Origin of the sequence: Paenibacillus aurantiacus, assembly GCF_042431225.1 — a bacterium.
In the GTDB taxonomy this organism is placed as follows: domain Bacteria; phylum Bacillota; class Bacilli; order Paenibacillales; family Paenibacillaceae; genus Paenibacillus_Z; species Paenibacillus_Z aurantiacus.
On record NZ_JBHMDO010000010.1, the window covers coordinates 121,357 to 145,473 of the forward strand.

General features: G+C 55.3%; 19 protein-coding genes and 3 tRNA genes. All 22 read right to left on the reverse strand.

The window, feature by feature from the left end; translation table 11 throughout:
• Positions 1-24: 24 nt before the first annotated feature.
• The gene (locus tag ACFFSY_RS05540; protein ID WP_377491105.1) at positions 25-735 is read right to left on the reverse strand and encodes a uracil-DNA glycosylase; all 711 of its coding nucleotides are present in this window, start codon (positions 733-735) and stop codon (positions 25-27) included.
• Positions 736-880: 145 nt separating this feature from the next.
• Positions 881-1,534 carry a hypothetical protein gene (locus ACFFSY_RS05545; protein WP_377491108.1) on the reverse strand — a complete coding sequence of 218 codons (654 nt, stop codon included), beginning with the start codon at positions 1,532-1,534 and terminating at the stop codon, positions 881-883.
• A 261-nt stretch (positions 1,535-1,795) separates the two neighbouring features.
• Entirely contained in the window at positions 1,796-3,226 is a 1,431-nt protein-coding gene (locus ACFFSY_RS05550; protein ID WP_377491111.1) for a HAMP domain-containing methyl-accepting chemotaxis protein, read from the reverse strand.
• Positions 3,227-3,398: 172 nt separating this feature from the next.
• Positions 3,399-3,484, reverse strand: a tRNA-Leu gene (locus ACFFSY_RS05555).
• Positions 3,485-3,504: 20 nt separating this feature from the next.
• Positions 3,505-3,581, reverse strand: a tRNA-Ile gene (locus tag ACFFSY_RS05560).
• A gap of 22 nt (positions 3,582-3,603) precedes the next feature.
• A tRNA-Met gene (locus ACFFSY_RS05565) sits at positions 3,604-3,680 on the reverse strand.
• Between the two features lie 81 nt (positions 3,681-3,761).
• Entirely contained in the window at positions 3,762-3,929 is a 168-nt protein-coding gene (locus tag ACFFSY_RS05570) for a hypothetical protein (RefSeq protein ID WP_377491615.1), read from the reverse strand.
• Between the two features lie 229 nt (positions 3,930-4,158).
• Positions 4,159-5,655 carry an ABC transporter substrate-binding protein gene (locus tag ACFFSY_RS05575; protein ID WP_377491114.1) on the reverse strand — a complete coding sequence of 499 codons (1,497 nt, stop codon included), beginning with the start codon at positions 5,653-5,655 and terminating at the stop codon, positions 4,159-4,161.
• 4 nt (positions 5,656-5,659) lie between these two features.
• Positions 5,660-6,544, reverse strand: coding sequence for an ABC transporter ATP-binding protein (locus ACFFSY_RS05580; RefSeq protein ID WP_377491117.1), 885 nt, complete (start codon positions 6,542-6,544; stop codon positions 5,660-5,662).
• A 6-nt stretch (positions 6,545-6,550) separates the two neighbouring features.
• Positions 6,551-9,469: an FtsX-like permease family protein gene (locus ACFFSY_RS05585; RefSeq protein ID WP_377491120.1), complete on the reverse strand. Its 2,919-nt coding sequence runs from the start codon at positions 9,467-9,469 to the stop codon at positions 6,551-6,553.
• A 3-nt stretch (positions 9,470-9,472) separates the two neighbouring features.
• Positions 9,473-10,558 carry an efflux RND transporter periplasmic adaptor subunit gene (locus ACFFSY_RS05590; RefSeq protein ID WP_377491123.1) on the reverse strand — a complete coding sequence of 362 codons (1,086 nt, stop codon included), beginning with the start codon at positions 10,556-10,558 and terminating at the stop codon, positions 9,473-9,475.
• Positions 10,524-11,330 (reverse strand): ABC transporter ATP-binding protein, encoded by an 807-nt coding sequence (locus ACFFSY_RS05595; RefSeq protein ID WP_377491126.1) that lies wholly within the window; start codon positions 11,328-11,330, stop codon positions 10,524-10,526. The genes ACFFSY_RS05590 and ACFFSY_RS05595 overlap by 35 nt, the downstream gene beginning before the upstream one ends.
• A 257-nt stretch (positions 11,331-11,587) precedes the next feature.
• Entirely contained in the window at positions 11,588-13,327 is a 1,740-nt protein-coding gene (locus ACFFSY_RS05600; RefSeq protein ID WP_377491129.1) for a methyl-accepting chemotaxis protein, read from the reverse strand.
• Between the two features lie 235 nt (positions 13,328-13,562).
• A complete protein-coding gene (pyrE, locus tag ACFFSY_RS05605; RefSeq protein ID WP_377491132.1) occupies positions 13,563-14,210 on the reverse strand; it encodes an orotate phosphoribosyltransferase in 648 nt (215 codons plus the stop codon).
• Positions 14,210-14,941, reverse strand: coding sequence for an orotidine-5'-phosphate decarboxylase (pyrF, locus tag ACFFSY_RS05610; protein WP_377491135.1), 732 nt, complete (start codon positions 14,939-14,941; stop codon positions 14,210-14,212). Before pyrF ends, pyrE begins: the two co-directional genes overlap by 1 nt.
• Before the next feature lie 111 nt (positions 14,942-15,052).
• Positions 15,053-18,262: a carbamoyl-phosphate synthase large subunit gene (gene carB, locus ACFFSY_RS05615; RefSeq protein ID WP_377491138.1), complete on the reverse strand. Its 3,210-nt coding sequence runs from the start codon at positions 18,260-18,262 to the stop codon at positions 15,053-15,055.
• On the reverse strand, positions 18,249-19,394 hold the full coding sequence (locus ACFFSY_RS05620) for a carbamoyl phosphate synthase small subunit (RefSeq protein WP_377491141.1): 1,146 nt from the start codon (positions 19,392-19,394) through the stop codon (positions 18,249-18,251). Before ACFFSY_RS05620 ends, carB begins: the two co-directional genes overlap by 14 nt.
• Positions 19,395-19,470: 76 nt before the next feature.
• Positions 19,471-20,754: a dihydroorotase gene (pyrC, locus tag ACFFSY_RS05625; protein ID WP_377491144.1), complete on the reverse strand. Its 1,284-nt coding sequence runs from the start codon at positions 20,752-20,754 to the stop codon at positions 19,471-19,473.
• A 24-nt stretch (positions 20,755-20,778) separates the two neighbouring features.
• Entirely contained in the window at positions 20,779-21,678 is a 900-nt protein-coding gene (locus tag ACFFSY_RS05630; RefSeq protein WP_377491147.1) for an aspartate carbamoyltransferase catalytic subunit, read from the reverse strand.
• Between the two features lie 16 nt (positions 21,679-21,694).
• On the reverse strand, positions 21,695-22,249 hold the full coding sequence (pyrR, locus tag ACFFSY_RS05635) for a bifunctional pyr operon transcriptional regulator/uracil phosphoribosyltransferase PyrR (RefSeq protein ID WP_377491150.1): 555 nt from the start codon (positions 22,247-22,249) through the stop codon (positions 21,695-21,697).
• 402 nt (positions 22,250-22,651) lie between these two features.
• Complete coding sequence (locus tag ACFFSY_RS05640) at positions 22,652-23,614, reverse strand: RluA family pseudouridine synthase (protein ID WP_377491591.1); 963 nt, start codon at positions 23,612-23,614, stop codon at positions 22,652-22,654.
• A complete protein-coding gene (gene lspA / locus ACFFSY_RS05645) occupies positions 23,589-24,098 on the reverse strand; it encodes a signal peptidase II (protein WP_377491153.1) in 510 nt (169 codons plus the stop codon). Before lspA ends, ACFFSY_RS05640 begins: the two co-directional genes overlap by 26 nt.
• Positions 24,099-24,117: the final 19 nt, after the last annotated feature.

Genomic DNA, 24,117 nt, shown 5'->3' on the forward strand with positions numbered 1-24,117 from the left:
TCGTATACTTATAAGTCTCTTTAATTAACCCTCTTCCCCCACAGCCGCTTCCAGCTCCGCGAGCATTGGCAGGCACCAATCGATCTCCTCCTGCCCGTCCTCCCGCAGAAAAGCATTCGCGCGCGAGAAGGGACGGCTGCCAAAAAAACCGCGGTGCGCGGCAAACGGGCTTGGATGCGCCGATGCAATGACACAATGGCGGCTCGTATCGATTGAAGCCGCCTTATCTTGCGCGTGCTTCCCCCATAACAGGAAGACGAGCGGCTTCTCCCGCTTGTCCAGCGCGGCGATTACCGCATCAGTGAAGGCCTCCCATCCGATCCCTTGATGAGATGCCGGCTTGCCGGCTTCCACCGTGAGTACATTGTTGAGCAGCAGCACCCCTTGCTTTGCCCATGGCAGGAGATGGCCATGATCCGGAATCGCGCAGCCAAGATCGTCCTTCAGCTCTTTATAGATGTTCTGCAGCGATGGCGGCGTCCGTACGCCCGGTTGGACGGAGAAACTAAAGCCATGCGCTTGTCCGGGTCCATGATAAGGATCCTGCCCGATGATCACCACGCGCGCGTTCGAATAAGAGGTATAATGCAGCGCGTTGAAAATATCGTGCATGTTCGGATAGATGTTCTCCTTCCGATATTGCTCGGCTAGAAAACCTCGCAGTTTTTGATAGTACGGCTTGTCCAGCTCACCGTTCAACACGGAAGCCCAGTCGTTTTTGAAAATCACACTCATTCGGTATCTCCTTTCAACAAAAAACTCCTTCTCCTCTGAAGGCGTTCAGATCGGCGAAGGAGCAGCATAATTGGCTAGCATGGCGTATGTAACGATACCGGACTTATCCAAAAAAGTCAACCGGCGCGGTTACGGCCAGGCGAATTTAGAGGGAGTCCCACAGTACCCCGATTTGCTCCTTCTTCTGCTGAAGCGCAAAACGTTCGATGGTCTGGATGATACCTTTCGCCTTATCATGCAAAATGCCGTATTCTTGCATCGCGTGCGTTAACCGATCCGGGTAAGTAAGCGAAGAACGATATTGGATCGTCTCCTCGACAATGACAAAGTCGTGCGTCTCATGTCCGTACGTTTCGCCGTATCGTTCTCCGGGAAGTTGGAGCAGCTGATGCTTGGAGAAAACAGCCCCCAGTTTGCCGAGAATAATTTTGAACGGGTCCGCGAAAAACTCCGGTAACTTACTTAAATACGCCGGATACGTCTTGTCATTCTCGTTCAGATGCCACCACAACGAGGAACGGTTGAGGTGCGCGTCGACATGCATACCGCTGTTGGCCATTAATTGCCGCACGTCGTCTTTCACAGCCTTCAATTGCTCACCGGTCATGAGCGCCGCTGCATCCGGATTGTTCATTACGATCTGTCTCGCTTGTTTCTCATACCATTGCCTGGTGAACTCAGCAGCACTGCTTAAAAAGTACCGTTTGATATCCTCCATCTTGTTCTTTATGTCTTCCAGCTTTGCATTCTCTTGCTCGATCAACAACTCGTAATTCCTGTCAACTGCCGATGACCTCATGATGCTGTCCCCAATCTCTCTACGATTATCCATTCTCAATGGATATTTGTAGTTATTATAGACTAATTCACAAGACTTGGGAATGAGTGCAACCACTAGCAGATAATAAAAAACACCTAGATTCGCAGTATGCTTAACGCTCTTCAAGTTCGCCCCCTGCTGGGATAGACTTGGTAAAAACACAAAAAAAATAGAAACCTTGATTTCTCAAGGCTTCTATTCGTGATGCCACCGAGGACGGGGTCGAATAAGGAATGCGTATTATAGTCTGTTGACAAGCAGGTTCATTTGCTCAACCCTCTTTACCATCTCAGCTGTAGATGCCGCCGTCTGCTCTGCTCCAGCTGCTGTCTCCTCCGTCACTGCGGCGATGTTCTGAATGCTGCTTTGCACCTCAGAGCTTTGGGAGGCTTGTTCCTCACAAGCTGCTGCGATCTCCGAAATACGCTGCGAGGTGTCTTGAATCGTTTCCTTAATCTCCTCGAACGCTCTGCCAGCCTTATTCGATGCTTGGTTGCCGGCTTCCGCTGAAACGACAGCTTCCTTCGTATTCTTTTGAATTTCTTTAATCAGCGTGCTGATTTCCTTCGTCGCTACGCTGCTTCGTTCTGCAAGCTTACGTACTTCATTAGCAACAACCGCAAACCCTTTGCCTGCTTCGCCGGCGCGTGCCGCTTCTAACGCAGCGTTCAAGGCAAGCAGATTCGTCTGTGCGGCGATTTCATTAATGACACTGACAATGTCACCGATCTTCTCCGAGCTGTTAGCTAGGTCGTTAATTTTGCTTGAAATCTCTTTCATGCCGTCCAAGTTCTCCCGAATGACTTCATTCCCGTTCATCGCATGCTTGACGACCTGTTCAGATTCAAGGTTAACACGCTCGGTGTTCACCGCGATCAAATGAACGGCTGCCGACATCTCGTGGACCATGGCGTTCGACGTTTCGACCGATTGGGCTTGCAGCTGGTTGCCGCTTGCGATTTGTTCGGTGCTGGCCATAATCTCCTGCGAGCTGGACAGCAGGTCCGAGTTGAAGGCAACAATCTTCTTCACGATACTCAGAGTCGAACGATAGACTACCAAGCAAGTCAGGATCCCCAGCAGAATGGTAATGATCATAAGCACCGTTATCGTGCGAATATCCCTTGTAATTAGCGCATTCAGTTGGTCGACCTTATTACGCGCATTCTCATCTTGGTTCGTCGCAAGCTGGCTTGCAGCATCGATCGCAGCCGTGAGATGAACACGACCATTGATGGCCGCTTCCTTCGCTTTTGCTAAATTGTTTTGACTGCCAAGCTCCGCAATTTTATTGATGATCGCGGCATACTGTTCGCTTTCCGATTTGATTTGGTTATAAAGCTGCTTATTTTCCTCTAATACCAACAGCGTCCCCAACGTTTGCAGCGATTGAACTAATTCACTGTTCTTTTTTTGCGTGTCATCCATCAGCGTTTTGTCATCAAACAGGAGGTAACCACGCATCCCTGCACTAATTCCGAACAGCTCTGTTTTCACCCGCTGAGCCTCAATCTGCGAGCGTTGGATCCGATTTGTAATATCTCCCACGTCGTTCTGCATATGGACCAGTCGGATTAGAACCATAACGGACAATACCGTCAATAACACAAGAATTAAGGACATACCGACGATTAATTTTTTACGCACGTTAAGCTGATTAAACCATGCCATGTACCATTGTTACCTCCTATAAATAATCAGCTCGTTTGCTGTACTATTTATATCGTCGGATAAAATGGTCGGCATGACAGAGAAATATTGTAAAGAGTGCAGTCGGTTTTTCGTTTATGGATGAGGCATTTAAACAGCAAAAAAACCTTGATTTCTCAAGGTTTTCTCATGATGCCGAGGACGGGGGTCGAACCCGTACGGTGGTCACCCACCGCAGGATTTTAAGTCCTGTGCGTCTGCCAATTCCGCCACCCCGGCATATCGGGACATTCTCTAGATGGTGGGCCCTGAGGGACTCGAACCCCCGACCAATCGGTTATGAGCCGACCGCTCTAACCAACTGAGCTAAGGGCCCTCGCGATAATTTATCGAAAGGTTGGTTGCGGGGGCAGGATTTGAACCTGCGGCCTTCGGGTTATGAGCCCGACGAGCTACCGAGCTGCTCCACCCCGCGTCAGTACCAACAAACTAGAGCGCCATCAATGACGACAAGATTAAATATACAATAGGCGGACCTTGAAAGTCAACCCTTTTTTTATGGCAAGAAGCGGACGCCGTAACGCCCTTTGCGGGACTGAAACACTTCGACTTCTTTGGGACAATCGTACCCGTACACCCACCAGTCGTTCTCCATCCGCCGTACCAGACAGCCCGCTTGGAACTTCGTCTCGTATAACCTGACCCAATACACCCATCGCATCATGCGTGCATCCCTCCTCATCTTCATGAGCATAGATTACCCCAAGATGCGGAAAAACAAGCATATGCTAGCGGCAAATCACGACTTCGCACGCAAGCCCCCATGGCGGCTTGTAACGGCCCAAAATCCCCATCACTCTCCCCTTCCACGTTGAGAATAAAGGTGTAAAAGAGAAAAGACCGCGCCTGCGCGCGGTCTTCCAAGTCTTATCCCTCAACTGTCCGTTCTTACCTTAACCTAGCGGACGAACAACGCCGTCACCGGACGCGCCATCGTTCGTACGTTTAAGCGCCTCATTGCCTTTGGTCTCCCAATCCTTCAGCGCTTGCTGCACGTTCATCTTGCCTTCGATCACCTGTTGGATCGCTTGCGTGCCCATGTACTGCGCTTCATAGATGCCCGGCTTCTCGCGGGACAGCTTCTCCATGTCGAGATTGGTCGGCGGTACCGGCTTCAGCGTGTAGAAGGCCTCTACGTTGTAGTCCTGGCCATCGCGAGGCTTGAGCATCGATTTGCGCGCGATCAGCTCATACGTGCTGCGGGACTTAAGCTTCGCCCATTCCTTGCTGTTGTTGAACGCGATGAATTCCCATGCGTCATCCGGGTTGGCCGCTTTTGCGTTAATCCCCATCAGTGCGCTCAAGTTGATCGAACTGCCATAGCCCGGATTCTCGGTATGCTGCGGCATCATCACAACGCCCCAATCCACGGACGGCACTTTGCTGTTCTTCGCGTTCTGTTCCTTCGCTCTAGTCAGCTCCGTAATATACTCGTAACCGGCAACCATCATGCCGACGCGGCCGTTAATGAACAAGTCGCCTTGGTACGGGTTCCATGCCTGCTTGCCATCGGTCGTACCCGTGTCGTACAAGTCTTGGCCGGATGGAATAATTTTGTCCTTATACAGCGGCACGAACGTGTTAAAGACTTTCTCCCACTGCGGACCCGTTACCGACATCTTCTCGCCTTTGTCGTCGAAGACCTTCATCTGCAGCGCCGGCAGGTAGTACTGCTGCATGTCGTTGAATGCGTCGCCGCCCCAACGGTTCATTTGCAAGCCGAAAATCCGTTTGTTCCCCTCGCCTTTGGCTAGACGCTTCGCGCTGGCGAACACGTCGTCCCACATCATGCCGTCCTTCGGTACCTCGACGCCAGCGTCCGCGAAGATCTTCTTGTTGTAGTAGAGCGCCGACGAGTTGAACGTTGGTGTAAGCGCGTAGATCGCGTTGTCGCCCGCTTCCTTGATGCCGTCGATAACGGTCGGCACATAATCCTCGATATCGAATTCTTTCTCCTGAATGATCGGATCGAGCTGCTTCAGCATGTTGTCCTGAACGAGACGCTTCAGATAAGTTGTGCCCGAATCGAGAACGACGACATCCACCGGATTGGTCCCGTTCAGCAGCTCCTTCAGCTTGTCATACGGATCGGGCTGCGTGACCGGCTTGCTCGGGTCCGTCTGTTCTTGGAACCGCTGATCGTCGTAATTCATTGCGCTGACAATCTGAATGTCCAGCTCCGGATGCATCAGCTCGTAGCTGTCTGTATACTGCTGACGAAGATATTGCTCGCTGTCCGGACTGGAATAGATGAAGCCGATCCGCAGCACCCGTTTCTCCGCGCTCGTATCCGATCCGCTGCTGCACGCCGCGAGCGCCGATCCCATCAGCGTCAGCGACAAGCCCAGCACCGCCGTCTTGCGCATCCTTGCTCCCCATGTTGTGTACATATGCTTACCCCTCCAATGATTTTGGCGTCGTAATGATAATACGCTCGCCGTCGAATTCCATTGATGCTTTATCCGTAATGTTCAGCGCCGTCAAATAGTGCTTCGGGATCTGCAGTCTCCCGACGCGGTCAACGACCACGTATTCTTCGTGCACCTGACCGATGCCGCCGTGACCGACCATGCCGTGCGCCTCCGCCTCATCCAAGTTCGGATTGCGCTTAATAAACTCGGTGCTCGTGAGACCGTCGCGGATCGCCACGACGCGGTCCACCTTGCCGGCTAACGACAGGTCGTGCGTTACAATGACGATCGTGATGCCAAGCTCGCGATTAAGCCTGCGAAAAATATCCATGATCAAATCCGACGTCCGCGAGTCTACCGAACCCGTCGGCTCATCCGCCAGCACAAGCTGCGGCCGGTTCGACAAGGAAATCGCCATCGCGACCCGCTGCTGCTCCCCCCCGGAGAGCTGATGCAGCTTGTTGTGCATCCGCTCCTTGAGCCCGACCCACTCCAGAAGCTGGCGGGCGTACGCCCGATCCAGCTTGCCGGAGAGCATCATCGGCATCTCGACGTTCTCGATCGCCGTCAAATACGGCAGCAGATTGCGCGCGTTGTTCTGCCAAATGAAGCCGACCGTGTCGCGCTTGTATTCGACAAGCTGGTCATCCGTAATCTTGAGCAAATCCCACGGCCCAACCTTGACCGAACCGGCGGACGGCCGGTCCAGACCGCCCAGAATGTTCAGCAGCGTCGATTTGCCACTGCCGCTGTTGCCGATGATCGCCATCATCTCGCCATCCTGCACGGTCAGGTTCAAGCCTTGGAGCGCAACGACTTCAAGATCGTCTGATTTATAAATTTTAACGAGTCCTTCGCATTCAATCACTTCGTCTTAACGCTCCTCTCCCATCTTCACGGCCTGATGCACGCGAAGACGGCGGATATGAACGAGCAGCAGCGACGCGCCCATCACCATCATGCAGGCGACGACGATGTACAGTTGGTTCGTATCCTTCGAATCGAACACGACGCGGAACGGCGGCACCGAATTGGTCACGTTCTCCGCCGTCTGCAAGAAAGGCAGGAACAGCAAGCTCGTAATCTTCCCGATGACGATGCCAAGCACGATCGACAAGCCCGCGGTAAATATTTGTTCGAGCAGCAGCATGCCGGTCAATTGCTTCCGCGACAAGCCCATCGCCCGCAGCACGCCGAACTGCACGATCCGGCCCGATAGGTTGAAGAACCAATATAGAATGTAGCCGACGAGCGAGACGAGAATCGATACCAGGAAGCCCAGACTTAAGATTCCGAATACGCCGCCGCGCGTAGGCAGCTTCGACTGCGTCACCAGCTCGGTGCGCACATCCTGGACCGAAGCAAGCTCGATTCCTTTGTTTTGCAGCGCAGTGATAATCGGCGCGGTCTTCGCGCCCGGCTTCATCTTCAGCCAGACATCGTATTGAATAATCGGCACCTGGTCGTAAATATAATCCAAATTCGCGATGACGAACGGCGATTGATCCGGATACTGACTCGGCCAGTACGGTACGATACCGACGATGACGAATTCGAGCATCCCGTCGGTCAAGCCGACCGATACGCTATCGCCCAATTTGAGCTGGTACTTCTCCGCGACATTGGATGGCACGATAGCCGCCTGTTCGTACATGCCCAAGTAATTCAAATAGTTGAACGGATGGCGCTCGTACAGGTCATTGCGGAACCAAGCCACTTTGGCAAAGTCGACGTTGTCGATGCCGACCAATGTGCCTTGACCCACAGAACGGCCGGATACGACGACGTTGCCTTTGGTCTGCAAGACGCGGGCAGCTGCCTCAACGCCATCCAGCTCGCGGAATATCTCGAACGGCGGTTCGGAATAAATCGTGCGGGTCGGCACCACGCTGCCGCCTTTGCCGCCGCCCCCGCCGTTACCGCCTTGGCCTCCATTACCGCCCTGATTGCCGCCGTTGCCGCCTTGACCGCCATTACCACCTTGGCCGCCGTTGCCGCCTTGGTTGCCGCCGTTATTCACAAGCTCAGTCGTTCCTTCCCAGACAGTCTGAACGACAACGTCCGTGCCGAACTTATATAACGTGCGCTCCGTGGAGTTCAAGTCGATCGTACGCGCGGCAGATGCGTTGTAGACGCCGAGTCCGAGTGTAAGAATCAACAGAATCATGAGCGGATAATATCCTTTGGACGAACGCGACAGCTGCGTCAGCGTCAAGTATAGCGGGACCGGCAGCAGCCGACGACCGAGCCAGTTGAACAGCTTCAGCATCCAAGGGAACACGCGCAGGAAGAATAGTCCGAGCGCGAAGATCGCAATGGCCGGAACGAAGAACAGGAACGGCTGCACGTTGAGCTGATCGGTCGTCATGCCGCTCTTGAACGTAATCATCTGACGCTCGTTGAAGAGGTACCAGCCGTATGCGGCAACCCCTAGCAGCAGCACGTCGACGAACCAGCGCTGCCAGCCTGGCTTGCGGTCCGATCTTGCCAGCGCCTGCTTATAACCGACGATTGACGAACGCGCGTAGACTATGGCAGGGACGATTGTCGCCAGCATCGCGAGCACGACTGCACCCACGCCTGCCAGAATCGCTTCGATGCCAAAGCCGATCGGAATCGATTTGCGGTCGACGAACGCCAGGAAACCGTTCGCGGATCCGATGCTCTTAGCCATGAACCAGCCGAGCATAGGGCCGATCACGAGCGCGACCAAGCCGAGTATCAAACCTTCCAAGAAATAAATCCGGATGATCTGCCACGTGCCCGCTCCCCGGCTTCGCAGCACCGCGATGTCGCTGCGCTGTTTATCCAGCGATTGTCTGGCATTCATCGCGATGAAATAGAACACCATCGCGATCATCGGCGCAGCGAGCGTGAAGAGCAGCGCCTGCAGCTGCAAGCTTTGCGTCCGGAACTGACCGAGCAGCTTCGCGAAGGAAATCTCGACCTTCGTGTCCTTAAGCTTCTGGTACAACTCCACATTCAGCCGGTCAAGGGTACGGCCGAGCGGGGAAAGCTGACTGGTCTGGATTTCCTTCAGATCGAATGCATAATACCAGTTGGCGGTATGCACCGGAACTTTGCGCTCCGTCACCAGCCCTTTCGTAAAGGCGTTCTCCCCGATAATTAGTGTATTCATGATACCTTCGAGTCCTTGGTACCAATAAGCGCTCGTCTCGTCGAGCGGCTTGTAGGCGCCGACGATTTTGACTTTCAGGTTCAAGTTAAGCCCGCCATAGATCGGATAGTAGAACACGTCGCCGATATGGATATCGCTGCGGTACATGGCCTCTTCCATCATGACCGCCTCGATCATGTCGCCTTCGCCAATGGAATCGGCGAACCAGCGGCCCTGCGCCAGCTCCGCGTTCTTGTCAAGATCCGACATCGTCATGATCGACATCTGCCTAACGCGGCTCGCGTCTACTTTCTCGGGATCTTCCGGCGTAATCTCCGTGCTTCGGATCATCATGTTCTGCACGAAGGTGCTATGCGGGAACCCGATTTCCATCGGCACATCTTCCTTGATGTAGCGCGTTACCTCGGCCAGACTGGCCGGATCCGTCTTGCCGCCGCCTACCGACTGATAACGCATCAGCAGCGAGCCCGCGGGCAAGCCGCCGCCCTCCTGCTTCAGCGATTCGCCCACGACGCGCTTAAGCGCGCCGTCCGCGTACATCGGGATGCTCGTCGCGAACGCTACCGCGATGATGAGGCCGACAAGGGAACTAAGCGTCAGCCAACGGGTATTCCACATTTTGCGGAACAAAAATCGGATTAACGGCATCCCCATCAGCTATCGACCTACCACTTTCTGCCCTGGCGTCAAGCCTTTCACGATTTCGATTTCCGTCGCGGTCTGCTGGCCGACTTCCACATCGACTTCCCGTTTGCCTTCCGCTTCCACGACTTGCACATACGTGCGCGAGCCGATCGTACGCAGCGCGGAAGGCGGAATGACGATCGCGTTCTCCTTGCGCTTCGTGATGATGTTCAGCGACAGCAGACTGCCGCGCGTAACGCCGGCCGGGATTTTATCCAGCGAGACGAGCAGATATTTCTCCGGCCGTTCAATGTTCTGGCCGTTGTTGCCGCCGATCCCTCCGTTGCCATTGCCGTTCCCGTTGCCATTGTCTTCCGTGATGATCGGCAGCTGTTTCACTTTGCCCGTAACCGTGCCGCCGTTATTGATCTCGACGGACACCGGCATGCCAACGGTGACGCCCTTCAGCTCGTCCTGGGTCATGCTCGCGGCCGCCACGAGGTCGGAGCCGTCGGCGATGACGCAGATCGGGTCATAGGCTTTGATCTGATCGCCCTTCATGACGTTAAGCTGCACGATAGTTCCGGCGAACGGCGCAACCAAGGTCGCTTTGTTGATCTCTTCCTGCATGTCGGCGAGTTTCTGGCGATTCTCCTCGAAGTTAATGACCGCCATCTCGTACGCGATCGGATCCATGGTGTCGCGATCGCGAAGCGTCTTCTTCATGTCGACTTCGGCTTTCTTGAAGTTCAGCTGTTCGGTCCGGAGCGTCTTCCTTAAATCATCCACGTCCAGCGAACCGATGACCTGGCCCTTGGTTACTTTCTGGCCGGCCTTGACGTTAAGCTCCTTCAACCGTTTGGTGTCGAGCGTAAAGTAAAGCGTCTCTTCTTTCAGGGAAATCAGCTTGCCGCTGCCCAGCACCTTCGACTCCAGCGTCGTCGTCGTCACCTCGTACTCCGGTTTCTTGGCGATGGCCGGCGGGTTGATCTCAGGCAGTACCTCTTCCTCGGCCTCCTTCGGCAGCAGCGAGCAGCCGCTGGCAAACAGCATGGACGCGCTGAGCAGCACCGCGGCCGAACGCTTAAATGAACTTTCCGTCAACCATTTCGTAAACATGATCGGCAACCTCCAAAATCGTGGGATCGTGCGTAGTCATACAAATCGTAACCTGCTCCGTCTGGATGATCGTCCGAAATACGTTCATCACCTGCGCGGCCATCTGAGAATCCAGCTCGGCTGTCGGCTCGTCGGCCAGCAGCAGCTTCGGCTTGTGCGCGATGGCCTTAGCGATCGCCACGCGCTGCTGCTCGCCCCCGGACAGCTCGAAGGGCCGATGGTGCATCCGCTTGCCCAAGCCGACCAGCTCCAAGCATTCCGTCACCCGCCCCTTCCACTGGTTCCCCGGTACGCCTGCCATGCGAAGCGACAACTCGACATTCTCGTAAGCGGACAAGAGCGGCATCAGCGCGAATGCCTGGAAAATAAACCCCATCTGCTTGCGCCTGACGACCGTCCGATTGTCATCGCTCATGTCATGGAACGGCAATCCGCGAAAAAATATATGCCCCTTCGACGGCTGATCCAGCCCGCCGATCATGTTCAGCAGCGTCGTCTTGCCCGACCCGGAGCGTCCGCGCAGCATAACCAGCTGCTTCGGTTGAAGCTCCATATCGATTCCCTTCAACACATGCAGCGGCGATCCGCCAACTTGGAAGGTACGCTCGACCGCTTCTACGGTCAAGATCGGCCCTTTCTCGACGGGCGTCTCCGCAAGCTCGGACGGCATCGCCGTCGCCGCAGTCTCCAAAGCCGCGGTGGCCGCCACTTCAGTTGTGTTCGCGTTCTGGGCATCCGCCATTTGCGACTTGCTTTTTTTGAACCATGCCATGGCCGTATCCCAGGACTCCCTTCGCATTAAAATTTTTTCATATAATGAAAACTATCTTTTAGACGGTACGTCCGGCGAAAAAGTTACGCTCCCAGGCGAAAGAAATCATAAATATTTGCTAAAGCAAACTTATCACGTCCAAACCGCCTTTTTTCGACATAATACGATACAGCTGTCAGCCAATTTGGACGCAGCAAACCCCGGCAGAGCGGAACATCTTTCACATTCGACTCCACCGGGGCTAGGGCGTGCGTTGATTATTTCACCTTGAACGAGGATACGGAATCCGTCAGCTGCATAACGATCTGTTGGAGCTGGTCAGCAGCAGAGCTGATGTCTTCCATGAGTGCCAATTGCTCTTCGGTTGCTGCAGCCACACTGCGCGTGCTATCGAGCGTATGCTGCGCGGTATGGGCGGACTGCTCCATCGTGGCGCTCACTTGCTCGGAGCTGGCCGACATTTGTTCGGTAATTGCCGAATTGTCGTGGATCTGAGACGCAATGCTCTGGATCGAACCGCGGATTTGCGTGAAGCTCTCCGTCACGTTCGCAAGCAGCTTGCTGCCCTGCTCCACTTCCGCCAGCGTCTTGGTCATGACACCGGTCGCATTCGAGACTTCGCCTTGCGTTGCCGCGACCAGTTCATTAATGGTAGAGGCGGACTGCAACGAGGCTGCCGCAAGATTGCGAATTTCGCCAGCCACGACGGTGAAACCACGGCCATGCTCGCCCGCTCGCGCCGCTTCGATCGAAGCGTTAAGCGACAAAATGTTCGTTTGATTCGAGAACGACGTAATTTGTTCGGCAATCTGACCAATTTCCCGCGAGCGTTCGTTCAAGCCGTCGACGATGCCCGAGAGGCTTTGAATGACGTTTTTAATGCCTTGCATTTGACTGACGAGCTGGTCAATTTGCTGCTGCCCCTGCTCCGCTTTCTGCGAGGTTGCGGTGGAATACTCCGATATCGAAGATGTATTCTCAGCGACGCGCGCGATGCCCACGGCCATCTCGACGATCGCCCGAGCGGATTCTTCGGCTCCCCGCGTCTGCGATTCCATGCCGTCGCTTACGCTCTGAATGTCGACCGCGACGCTGGATGCGGCTTCCGTCGATTGCTTCGACGCCAATTGCATCTGTTTCGAGGAGTCGCTTACTTGTGCGGCATTCTCGGAGATCGTGCCGATCAGACCCCGCAAGCTGCCTGCCATCGTTTCGATCGAGTCAGCGATCTTGCCCAATTCGTCATTGCCCCGTTTAAAGGCGGGTCGTGGACTCAAATCGCCTTCGGCCACCGAGCGCGTAAGCTTGATCATGTAATCGACGACACGATACAAGTTGCGGATCATAAAGTAGCTGAAAATACTGATCAAGATGACGCAGCACGCGATCCCGAGATAGGTTTGCAGTTTGAAATCGTCCAGCTGCTTCTGAGATGCAGCGGACTGCACGCTTGTGTACTCCTCCAAAATTTGGCTGATCGAATCCAACCTTCCCCGCATCTCGGTGAATTGGTTCATGAAGGCACCGCTCGGCGTGTTGCCGTCTTGCACGGCAAGCGAGCTGCCCAGCGAATCCACCCAGACTTTAAAATCTGCGCGGAAAGAAGTAATAATTTCTTTGACCGTGGTATCGCCGTCGCTTTTCTTCAGATCCATCATGTTTGCGGCTTGCGCAATCTCTTCCGCCTTCTGCAATCGTTCGGATGCCTGCTTCACGTTGGCCAGCATATCCTCCTGCGCGCTCGCGGCTTGTTCCTGGCTCAGCCCACCGGATTTCAACAGCTGGAACGCCGACAAGGACTGATACAAATCGCGGTCGGCATTCAGTACGTTAGTCGTAATGTCGTTCGTCTTCTCGAATAAGGTGTTCGCGCTCGACATATCCGCATCGTACTTACTCAAAATGTAGACGTTGCTGCCCGCATACATCAATATCGGGATTGAAATCAGGAGAAGCAGCTTGGCCCTCAAGGAGAGAGAAATACGTCTTTTCATCATGGCGGACCATCCTCTACGTTAGCGTCTGGCTGTTAAATAAGCCTATTTATTATTAACATCGGCTTATTAAATAGGAATAATAATAGTTTTTGTAGAACGTTGATAAAACTTGTCGAAGCTCATCGATGTCCTTAATAAAAAACTCCTCTTCCGCGCGAGCAGAAAAGGAGTATACATTACTCGGCTAGCCGATGCATCTACATTACGCGATCGCCATAGCGGTGATAATCTCCGCTTATTGACCGAAAGCTTGCGGGTTCTCGCGCCACTTGCGAAGCAGCGCCACGTCCGCCTCTTCGATTTTGCCTGCGGCGAGCGCCGCATCGATCAACGCCGAATAATTCGAAAGCGTGAAGAGCGGAATGTGCTGCTCCGCGAACGCTGCGGCCGCCTGCGGGAATTCGTAGGTGAAGATTGCGACGGTGCCAAGCACCTCGCAGCCAGCTTCGCGAACGGCAACCGCCGCCTTCAGCGAGCTGCCGCCCGTCGACACGAGATCCTCAATCAGAACGACCTTCTGGCCCGCATTGTAATGACCTTCGATTTGGTTCGTTTTGCCATGGCCCTTCGCTTTATCGCGCACGTATAGCATCGGGAGATTCAGCTTCTGCGCAACCCACGCTGCATGCGGAATCCCGCCAGTCGCAATGCCCGCTACGGCTTCGCAATTCGGAAATTGTTCGCGGATTACGGTCGCGAATCCTTCCGCGATGGCATCACGTACGGCCGGGTAAGACATCGTCAGCCGATTGTCGCAGTAGATTGGCGATTTCATGCCGGACGACCAGGTGAATGGATCATTCGGACGAAGCGCGACCGCTCCGATTTCAAGCAAATTGTGCGCGATATGTTGGGGTAATTGTTCCAGTGTGATCGTTGTCATTAGCGAATCAGCTCCTCAATAATCGATTCGATGGATGCCCGCGGGTCTGCGGCGGCGGTTATCGGACGTCCAATCACCATGTAATCCGTTCCTTGATCCAGCGCCTGGCGCGGTGTCAGAATGCGCGACTGATCGTTCAGCTCTGCCCCGACTGGCCGAATGCCCGGCGTCACCGTCTTGAACGCTTCCCCGCATGCCGATTTGATGATTTGTACTTCTTGCGGCGACGACACGACTCCGTCCAGCCCGGCGGCGTGAGCTTGCTTCGCATACCGAATAACCGCCTCTTCCACGCTGCCGGCGATGCCGATTTCGTCGTTTAACACGGATTGGTTCGTGCTCGTCAGCTGCGTGACTGCGATGACCAGCGGTCGTGTGCTCCCCGCGCCGAGCGTGATGTCAACACCCTCCAGAGCCGCCTCCATCATGTGGCGTCCACCCGCTGCGTGCACGTTGAACATATCGACGCCAAGGCGCGCGATGCTGCTGGCTCCGCCTTTGACGGTATTCGGGATATCGTGCATCTTCACATCGAGAAACACGCGATAGCCGCGCTCCTTCAGACTCGTCACGAACGCGGGGCCAGCTGCATAAAACAACTGCATGCCCACCTTCATGTAACAAGGAATGCCTTCGAGCGCATCGAGCATTCGTTCGGCAGCGGACGCGTCCGGATAATCCAGCGCGACCATGATTTTGCCTGCCGCTTCATTTCGTGTAAGGCCGCCCATGGTTACCTCCCAAAGTGAAAATGTCCATAAAAAAGGCGTCCCGTAGCGGGCGCTGCCGGTTGGCAGAAGCCCGCGGCCAGGACGGCCCGTTGATTGTTCAAACCTCGGTTCTTATGGTTGCAGCACCGGCATCGGACGCGAGGAGAAGTTGATCGCCACCAGCATATCGAGCAATGCGCGGACCGTATCCAGGCTCGTCATGCAGACAACGCCGTTCTCGACCGCCTCGCGGCGGATGCGGAAGCCGTCGCGTTCTGGCGTTTTGCCTTTCGTCAGCGTATTGACGACGAAGTGCGCTTGACCGTCGCGAATCAGATCCAGGATGTTCGGCGTGCCTTCGGTCAGCTTGTTGACGCGCTTCACGCGAAGTCCCGCGCCTTCCAGCGCATCGGCCGTGCCGCCCGTTGCGATAATATTGTAGCCAAGTTCGTAGAATCCGCGCAGAATTTCGATGGCTTCCGGTTTGTCCTTATCGGATACCGTGGCAATGATCGCCCCTGTTGGCGGGATGCGCATGCCCGCGCCGATCAGACCTTTGTACAGCGCCTTCGCATACTGCTGGTCGCGGCCCATGACTTCGCCCGTCGACTTCATCTCCGGCGTCAGCGTCGGGTCTACGCGGCGCAGCTTCGCGAAGGAGAAGACCGGTACTTTGACCGAGACGTAATCCGCTTCAGGCGCCAAGCCTTCTTGGTAGCCCAGGTCGGCCAGCTTCTGACCGAGAATCGCTTTGGTGGCCAGATTCGCCATCGGAATGTTCGTCACTTTGCTGAGGAAAGGTACCGTACGCGACGAGCGCGGGTTCACCTCGATGACGTACACTTGATCCTGGAAGATGACGAACTGAATGTTGACCAGACCGATAACGCGCAGCTCTTTGGCGATCTTGATCGTGATGTCGATCATCTGCTGCTTCAGCTTATCGGACAAATGCTGCGGCGGGTACACCGCGATGGAATCGCCGGAGTGAACGCCCGCGCGCTCAACGTGCTCCATGATGCCCGGGATCAGTACAGTCTCCCCGTCGCAGATCGCGTCGACTTCCGCTTCCTTGCCCAGCATGTAACGGTCGATCAGTACCGGATGTTCCGGATTGATCTTCACCGCTTCGACCATGTAGTTCAGCAGCTCCTCGTCGGAGTAGACGATTTCCATCGCGCGGCCGCCAAGGACGTAGGATGGACGAACGAGCACCGGATAACCGAGCTTCTGCGCCGTGCCTACCGCTTCATCGACCGACGTGACCGTGCTGCCTTCCGGCTGCGCGATGTTCAGCTTGCGGAGCAGTGCTTCGAATTTCTTCCGATCTTCTGCCGCATCAATGCTCTCCAGGTCGGAGCCGAGGATGCGTACGCCGGCTTTAGTCAGCGGAGCCGCAAGGTTGATCGCCGTTTGGCCGCCGAACTGGACGATGACGCCGATCGGCTTCTCTTGTTCGATGACGTTCATGACGTCTTCGAAGAAGAGCGGTTCGAAATAAAGGCGGTCGCTCGTCGAGAAGTCCGTCGAGACCGTCTCTGGGTTGTTATTGATGATAACGGCTTCGTAGCCCGCGTTCTGGATGGCCCATACCGCGTGAACCGTCGAGTAGTCGAACTCGATGCCTTGGCCGATACGGATCGGACCGGAGCCGAGCACAAGCACTTTCTCTTTCGTCGTCTCGGTCACTTCGTTCTCGGTCTCGTAAGTCGAGTAATAATAAGGCGTCGTCGCTTCGAACTCGGCCGCGCACGTGTCAACCATCTTGTACACGGGCTTGAGGCCTTGGGACAGACGAAGAGCGCGAATATCGTGTTCATTAACCGCGTTGCCGCCTTCCGTGCGGATCTCGGCGATCGAACGGTCGGAGAAGCCTTTGCGCTTCGCTTGGTACAGCAATTCCGGCGTCAAGGCCGCCGCTGCGCGAAGCTCGTCCTCGAACTTCACGATGCCTTCAAGCTTGTCGAGGAACCACCAGTCGATCTTGGTCAGGTCTTGAATGTCTTGCAGCGGATAGCCGCGGCGGAACGCTTCCGCCACCAGGAACATCCGCTCGTCGTCCGGCTTCTGCAGACGGGTGCGAAGCACGTCGTCCGACAGCTCGTGCGCTTCTTTCAGGTGAATGCGGTGCACGCCGATCTCGAGCGAGCGTACCGCCTTGTGCATCGACTCTTCGAACGTGCGGCCGATCGCCATGACTTCGCCTGTCGCTTTCATCTGCGTGCCGAGCTTCCGGTTCGCGGATGTGAACTTATCGAACGGCCAGCGCGGAATCTTCGATACGATGTAATCGAGCGTTGGCTCGAAGCAAGCGTAAGTTTGGCCTGTTACCGGGTTAACAATCTCGTCAAGCGTATAGCCGATTGCGATCTTCGCCGCCATCTTCGCGATCGGGTATCCCGTTGCCTTCGACGCCAGCGCGGAGGACCGGCTTACGCGCGGATTCACTTCGATGACGTAGTACTGGTAGCTGAATGGATCAAGCGCGAACTGTACGTTACAGCCGCCCTCGATGTTCAGGGCACGGATAATCTTGAGCGATGCCGAACGGAGCATTTGGTACTCGCGGTCGGACAGCGTCTGGCTTGGTGCCACGACGATCGAGTCGCCCGTATGCACGCCTACCGGGTCGAAGTTTTCCATGTTACAGACGACGATACAGTTATCGTTCGCATCGCGCATAACTTCATATTCGACTTCCTTCATACCCGCGATCGATTTCTCGATCAGACATTGGTTGATCGGGCTGTAACGAATACCTGAAGCAACCGTCTCCAACAGTTCCTCTTCGTTGGCGCAGATGCCGCCGCCCGTACCGCCGAGTGTATAGGCTGGACGGACAATGATCGGGTAACCGATTTCGTTCGCGAATTCAACCGCCGCTTCGACCGTCGTGACGATCGTGCTCTCCGGTACCGGCTGTTCCAGCTCCCGCATCAGCTCGCGGAACAGGTCACGGTCTTCGGCTTTCTCGATCGCGGTCAGCTGCGTACCGAGCAGCTTCACGTTCTCCCGCTCCAGCACGCCGGCGCGCGCAAGCTCCACGGCCATGTTGAGGCCGGTCTGGCCGCCGAGCGTCGGCAGCAAGCCGTCCGGACGCTCTTGGCGAATGATTTGGGTGACGAATTCGAGCGTGATCGGCTCGATATATACTTTGTCGGCCATGTTCGTGTCGGTCATGATCGTCGCCGGGTTGCTGTTGATCAAGACGACTTCATAGCCTTCTTCTTTCAGCGCTTGGCAAGCTTGCGTGCCGGCATAATCGAACTCGGCCGCTTGACCGATGACGATCGGACCGGAGCCGATAACGAGAATTTTTTTGAGTTCATTATTTTTGGGCATATTGCAGTTCTCCTCTCAATGCCTGTGCAAGCTGTGCTTGGCGCGGTTGTTGCGGGTTGTTCTTCTTATGGTCGCGAATCATATCCAGGAATTGATCGAACAGGTAGCTGGAATCGAAAGGTCCAGGCGCCGCCTCGGGATGATATTGCACCGAGAACGCCGGGAATTCCGCATGCTTCAAGCCTTCGATCGTCCGGTCATTGTTGTTGATGTGCGTTACTTCCAGTTCGGTGCCCGCGATCGTATCGTCAAGAACCGTGTAGCCATGGTTCTGCGAAGTAATGAAGCAGCGGTTGGTCGCCAGCTCCTTCACCGGATGGTTGCCGCCGCGGTGGCCGAACTTCAGCTTCGACGTATCGGCGCCGCATGCGAGCGCGAACAGCTGATGGCCAAGACAGATGCCGAAGATTGGATATTCGCCTAGCAGATCTTGGATCATCTTCACCGCGTATGGAACGTCCTTCGGGTCGCCAGGTCCGTTCGACAGCTGGATACCATCCGGATTGAGGCGGCGAATCTCGTCAGCCGTCGTGTCATGCGGTACGACCACGACGTCGCATCCGCGCTTCGTTAGTTCGCGCAGGATGCCGCTCTTCGCGCCGAAGTCGACCAGCACGATGCGCTCGCGGTCGCCAGGGCTCGAGAATACGCTCTTCGTCGACGTGCGTGCCACTTGATCGCGCATCAGCGTTGTGCCGAGCAGGCGCTCTTGGAGCTCTTCAATGCGTTCGTTGCCCGTGGTAAGCAGGCCTCTCATCGTACCGAAGTGCCGCAGTTTGCGTGTCAGCATGCGCGTGTCGATCTCGCTAATACCGGGAATGCCGTACTCTTTCAACAGGCTTCCTAGCGAGTATTCCGCGCGCCAGTTGCTTGGCACTTCTTCGTGGCGTCGTACGACAAAGCCGTGGATGAACGGGCGAACCGCTTCGAAATCATCGCGCGTAATGCCGTAGTTGCCGATGAGCGGGTACGTCATCGTCACGATTTGACCACAGTAGGACGGATCGGACAATACCTCCTGGTAGCCTGTAATTCCCGTATTGAATACAACCTCGCCTGCGGATTGCGCCTCGGCGCCAAACGAAGTGCCTGTGAACAGCGTTCCGTCTTCGAGCAGCAGTCTTGCTTGCATGCATATCACTCCTTCTGAATTCTGTGCCTGTATGTTTCGGTCTTTATCTATTAGAATCGTTATATTTCGTTATGGCTTACTCCGACCAGACCAGCTTCCCGTTCACGATCGTAGCTGTCGGCCAGCCTTGCAGCTTCCATCCGCCGAACGGCGTATTCTTCCCTTTCGAGAGGAACGTCTCCGGCTGCACTTCGCGCTCGCTCTTCAGATCGACAATCGTCAAGTCCGCCGGCGCTCCTACAGCAAGATTGCCTTCCGCCAAGCCGAATACGCGAGCCGGTTCTTGCGTCATTCGCTTCAACAGGAAGCCGAGCGTCCATTTGCCCGTCGCGACGAACTTCGTGTAGAGCAGCGGAAATGCCGTCTCGAAGCCGGTGATACCGAATGGCGCGAGCTGCATGCCTCGTGCCTTCTCTTCGGCGCTGTGGGGCGCGTGGTCGGTGACGACGATGTCGAGCGTGCCGTCCTCCAAGCCTTCAATAACCGCTTGCACGTCGCGCGGCGAGCGAAGCGGAGGGTTCATCTTCCAATTGGCGTCCATGCTCGGGATGTCCTCGTCCGACAGAATCAGGTGATGCGGACAAACCTCTGCCGTGACGTTGATGCCGATCGCTTTGGCCTGACGAATCAGACGGACCGACTGCTCCGTGCTGACGTGGCAGACATGGTAGTGAACGCCCGTAGCCTCAGAGAGCAGAATATCGCGTCCGACGTGAATCGCTTCAGATTCATTCGGGATCCCTTTCAAGCCGTGCTTCTCGGCGAATTTGCCTTCTGTAACCGCGGCGCCTTCCACCAGTGAATCGTCTTCGCAGTGTGCGATGACCGGCATGCCCATCGAGTGAGCCAGCTTCATGGCGTTCTTCATCATTTGAGCGTTCTGCACGCCTACGCCGTCGTCCGTGAAGCCGATCGCGCCCGCTTCTTTCAGCGCGGCGAAATCCGTCAGTTCGCGCCCAAGCTCGTTCTTCGTGATCGCCGCGTAAGGCAGCACTTTGACGATTCCTTCGCTCTTCGCTTTATCCAATATGTAGCGAATCGTCTCTGGCGTGTCGATCACCGGCCGCGTATTCGGCATGCAGGCGATCGTGGTGAATCCGCCTTTCGCCGCGGAGCGCGTACCGCTCGCGATATCTTCTTTATATTCAAAGCCAGGTTCGCGCAGATGGACGTGCATATCGATAAAACCGGCGGATACGAGCTTGCCGCTCGCGTCGATCGTTTCGTGCCCGCTCGTATCCGGAGCTGTGTCCGCGTCCACGATCGCTTCGATCATGCCGCCTTCGATGCGCACATGTTTCTTCACCAATTTCGCTTCGTTCTCGTCCCAAATGCTTCCGTTCAATACCCAAAGTGCCATGCTATGTCTATCTCCCTTCCTTAATTAGCTAAGCGCCCGTTCAATGACAGCCATTCGGATCGGAACACCGTTCTGCATTTGCGGGAAGATCCGCGACTGCGGCGATTCGACCAGCTCGTCGTCGATTTCGACGCCGCGGTTGATCGGTGCCGGGTGCATGATAATCGCATGTGGAGCGATGCGTCGCGCGCGTTCGACCGTCAGGCCATACTGCTGCCGGTATTCTTCCGCGGACTTGATCAAGCCGTTCTCGTGTCGCTCCAACTGTACGCGAAGCATCATGATAACATCTGCCTTGAGCGCTTCGTCGATGGAGATATGCGGCGCTCCAAGCTCTGCGGCCGTCATGCCTTCCGGTGCGCAGAAGGAGACGTTGGCGCCGAACTTGCGCAGGGCCCACAGATTCGAGCGCGCTACGCGGCTGTGCTGCACATCGCCGATGATCGAGACGTTCAGCCCGCGAAGCTCGCCGAACTGCTTGCGCATCGTATAGAGATCGAGCAGCGCCTGCGTCGGGTGCTCGTTATTGCCGTCGCCTGCATTGATTAGAGGGATGCGAATCTTCGTTGCCAGTTCGGCGAGAACGCCGATTGGCTTCAACCGGATCACGCCTGCGTCGATGCCCATCGATTCGAGCGTCCGCACCGTGTCATAGATGGATTCGCCCTTCTGTACGCTCGATACCGCTGCGGAGAAATTCAGCACCTCTGTGCCCAATCGCTTCTCGGCTACTTCGAAGGAAAAGCGCGTTCTCGTGCTATTCTCGAAGAACATGTTCGCGACGAATTTCCCGGGCAATACTGGCTTCACTTTCTCCTGCTGCGCCTCCCAATAAGCGGCGCGGTCGAGGATGGAGCGAATTTCTTCCTGATCAAGCTCTTTCAAACCGAGTAAGCTGCGCTGTTTCAAAGTTGTCATGGTCATCTTAAGCTTGCCCCCTTTAGTGCAGTATCGTTACTTTATCTTCATGATCGATTTCCATCAGTGACACTTCGATTTCTTCTTGTTTGGAGGTAGGTACGTTCTTCCCGACATAATCCGGTCTGATCGGCAATTCCCGGTGCCCCCGGTCCACCAATACAGCCAATTGAATCGTCTGCGGTCGGCCGCAATCCATGACCGCATCCATCGCGGCTCTAATCGTCCGTCCTGTGTACAGTACGTCGTCGAACAGGATGACCCGCTTGTCCTGCACATGCGTATGCCGCATGCCTTGCTCGGAAGCTGCGGCCGGCACCACCGATCCGACATTCTCGTTGCCCGATTTGCGGTCATCGCGGTAAGAGGTAATGTCCAGCTCACATACTTCAATCGGAAGGCCTTCGATCTCGTGGATCCGTTCCGCAATCCGCTGGGCCAGATAAATGCCTCTCGTGCGAATGCCGACCAGCACGCAGCCTTCAATGCCTTTGTTCTTCTCCACGATCTCATGGGCAATGCGCGTCAGCGCGCGCCGGATTGCCGTCTCGTCCATTAGAATGCGTTCGTTGCTCAATGCATTCCCATCCTTCCGTTCTTCTGCTTGCCTTGGATATTTAACCAACAAAAAACTCCTTGCCGCAACGGCAAGGAGTGTGTTAGTTAAATCTGAGCATGCGAGGGCAGACGGAAGATGCCATTGTTCGAAGGTTCAACAAAGGAATCTGCCATGTCGCCGCAGTGGCTCAACTATTCACGCTACCTTGCCAGCCTCTCTGGACTGATCTTAAAGGTACTGAAGTTCATTACAGGAATTATGCCATGGTTCGTTAGGGATGTCAATAATAACATCCCCTTTATTTCGACAAAGCACTCGGTGGCAAGCGATTTGAGCTTCGCGAAAATAAAAAAGCCCTCTTCGACCAATATGGTTCGATTAAGGGCTTCGCGTTCTTACTTGTCTCGTATTCGTGTAACCTTATCGCTTGCGGAGAACTTCCAGCTCATGTTCCATGTCGGCCGGCACTGGCGCTTCGAAAATCATTTCCTCGCCTGTGCGCGGATGGACGAATCCCAATACTGCCGCATGAAGCGCTTGACCTTTAAGCCCGATCGTCTTGCTGCGGCCGTACACCGGATCGCCCGCCAGCGGATGACCGATATACTTCATATGGACACGGATTTGGTGGGTACGTCCCGTCTCGAGCTGCAGCTCCATCAACGTATAATCGCCAAACCGTTCCACAACCATGAAATGCGTCACCGCGTGCTTGCTGCCCTTCTCCGTAACCGTGAACAGTTTGCGGTCCTTCGGATCGCGGCCGATCGGCGCGTCTACGGTCCCTTGATCATGCGGCACGTTGCCGTGCACAAGCGCGATATACTTCCTCGTCACCGAGTGTTCCTTCAATTGAGCCGCAAGCGACGCATGCGCCAGATCGTTCTTCGCCACCATGAGCAGACCGGACGTGTCTTTATCGATGCGATGTACAATCCCTGGCCGCAAGACGCCGTTAATGCCGGATAAGTCCTTGCAATGGTGCATCAGCGCATTGACTACCGTTCCGGAGGAATGGCCCGGCGCGGGATGGACAACCATGCCCCGAGGCTTGTTGATGACGATAACGTCGCTATCTTCGAAGACAACGTCCATCGGAATCGCTTCGGGTTCAATGACCGCGCTCTGCGGTTCCGGAACGGTCACGACGATTATGTCCGCATCCGCGATCTTGTAGTTCGGCTTCACGGTGCGGCCGTTCACGAGCACGTCTGCGTTCTTGATCCAATCCTGCACCTGCGTGCGGGAGATGGAGTCATCGTACATGTTCTCCGTTACGAATTTATCCAGGCGTTCTCCCGCTTCGTCGCCGCGAACGACGAACTCGATCGGTTCTTCGCCGACGATTTCTTCTTCATTATTGAATTGGCTGTTGTCCATCATGTTCACGCGTGTCACTCGTTTCTTGTTTCTCATTCTTCATCGACAGGAACGAATCGAGCAAGATCAAGCCGACGCCAACGCAAATGCCGGTGTCCGCGAGATTGAAGATCGGAAATACGTAACTGCCGAACGTAAATTGCAAAAAGTCCACGACTTCGCCATAAATCGCGCGATCCAGAAAATTGCCAACCGCACCGCCTAGGACTAGCCCTAGTCCGACCAGCAGCAGCGGCCGTCCGTTCCGATTCCGGTGAATATACCAGACGATCGCGCCCACGACGATAAGGGTTATCGCAATAAAGAAAAATCTCTGTTCCTGAAGGATCCCGAACGCCGCGCCCCGGTTGCGGATCGAGGTAACGACGAAGAAGTCGCCGATTACCGGAATGATCTCATGGAGTTCCAGTTTGCTTTCGATCACTTTCTTGGAAACGTAGTCAATAACAAATACGAACAATGCGATCCAGTAGTAATAAAACCGCAAGACACCACTCCCCCTCGTC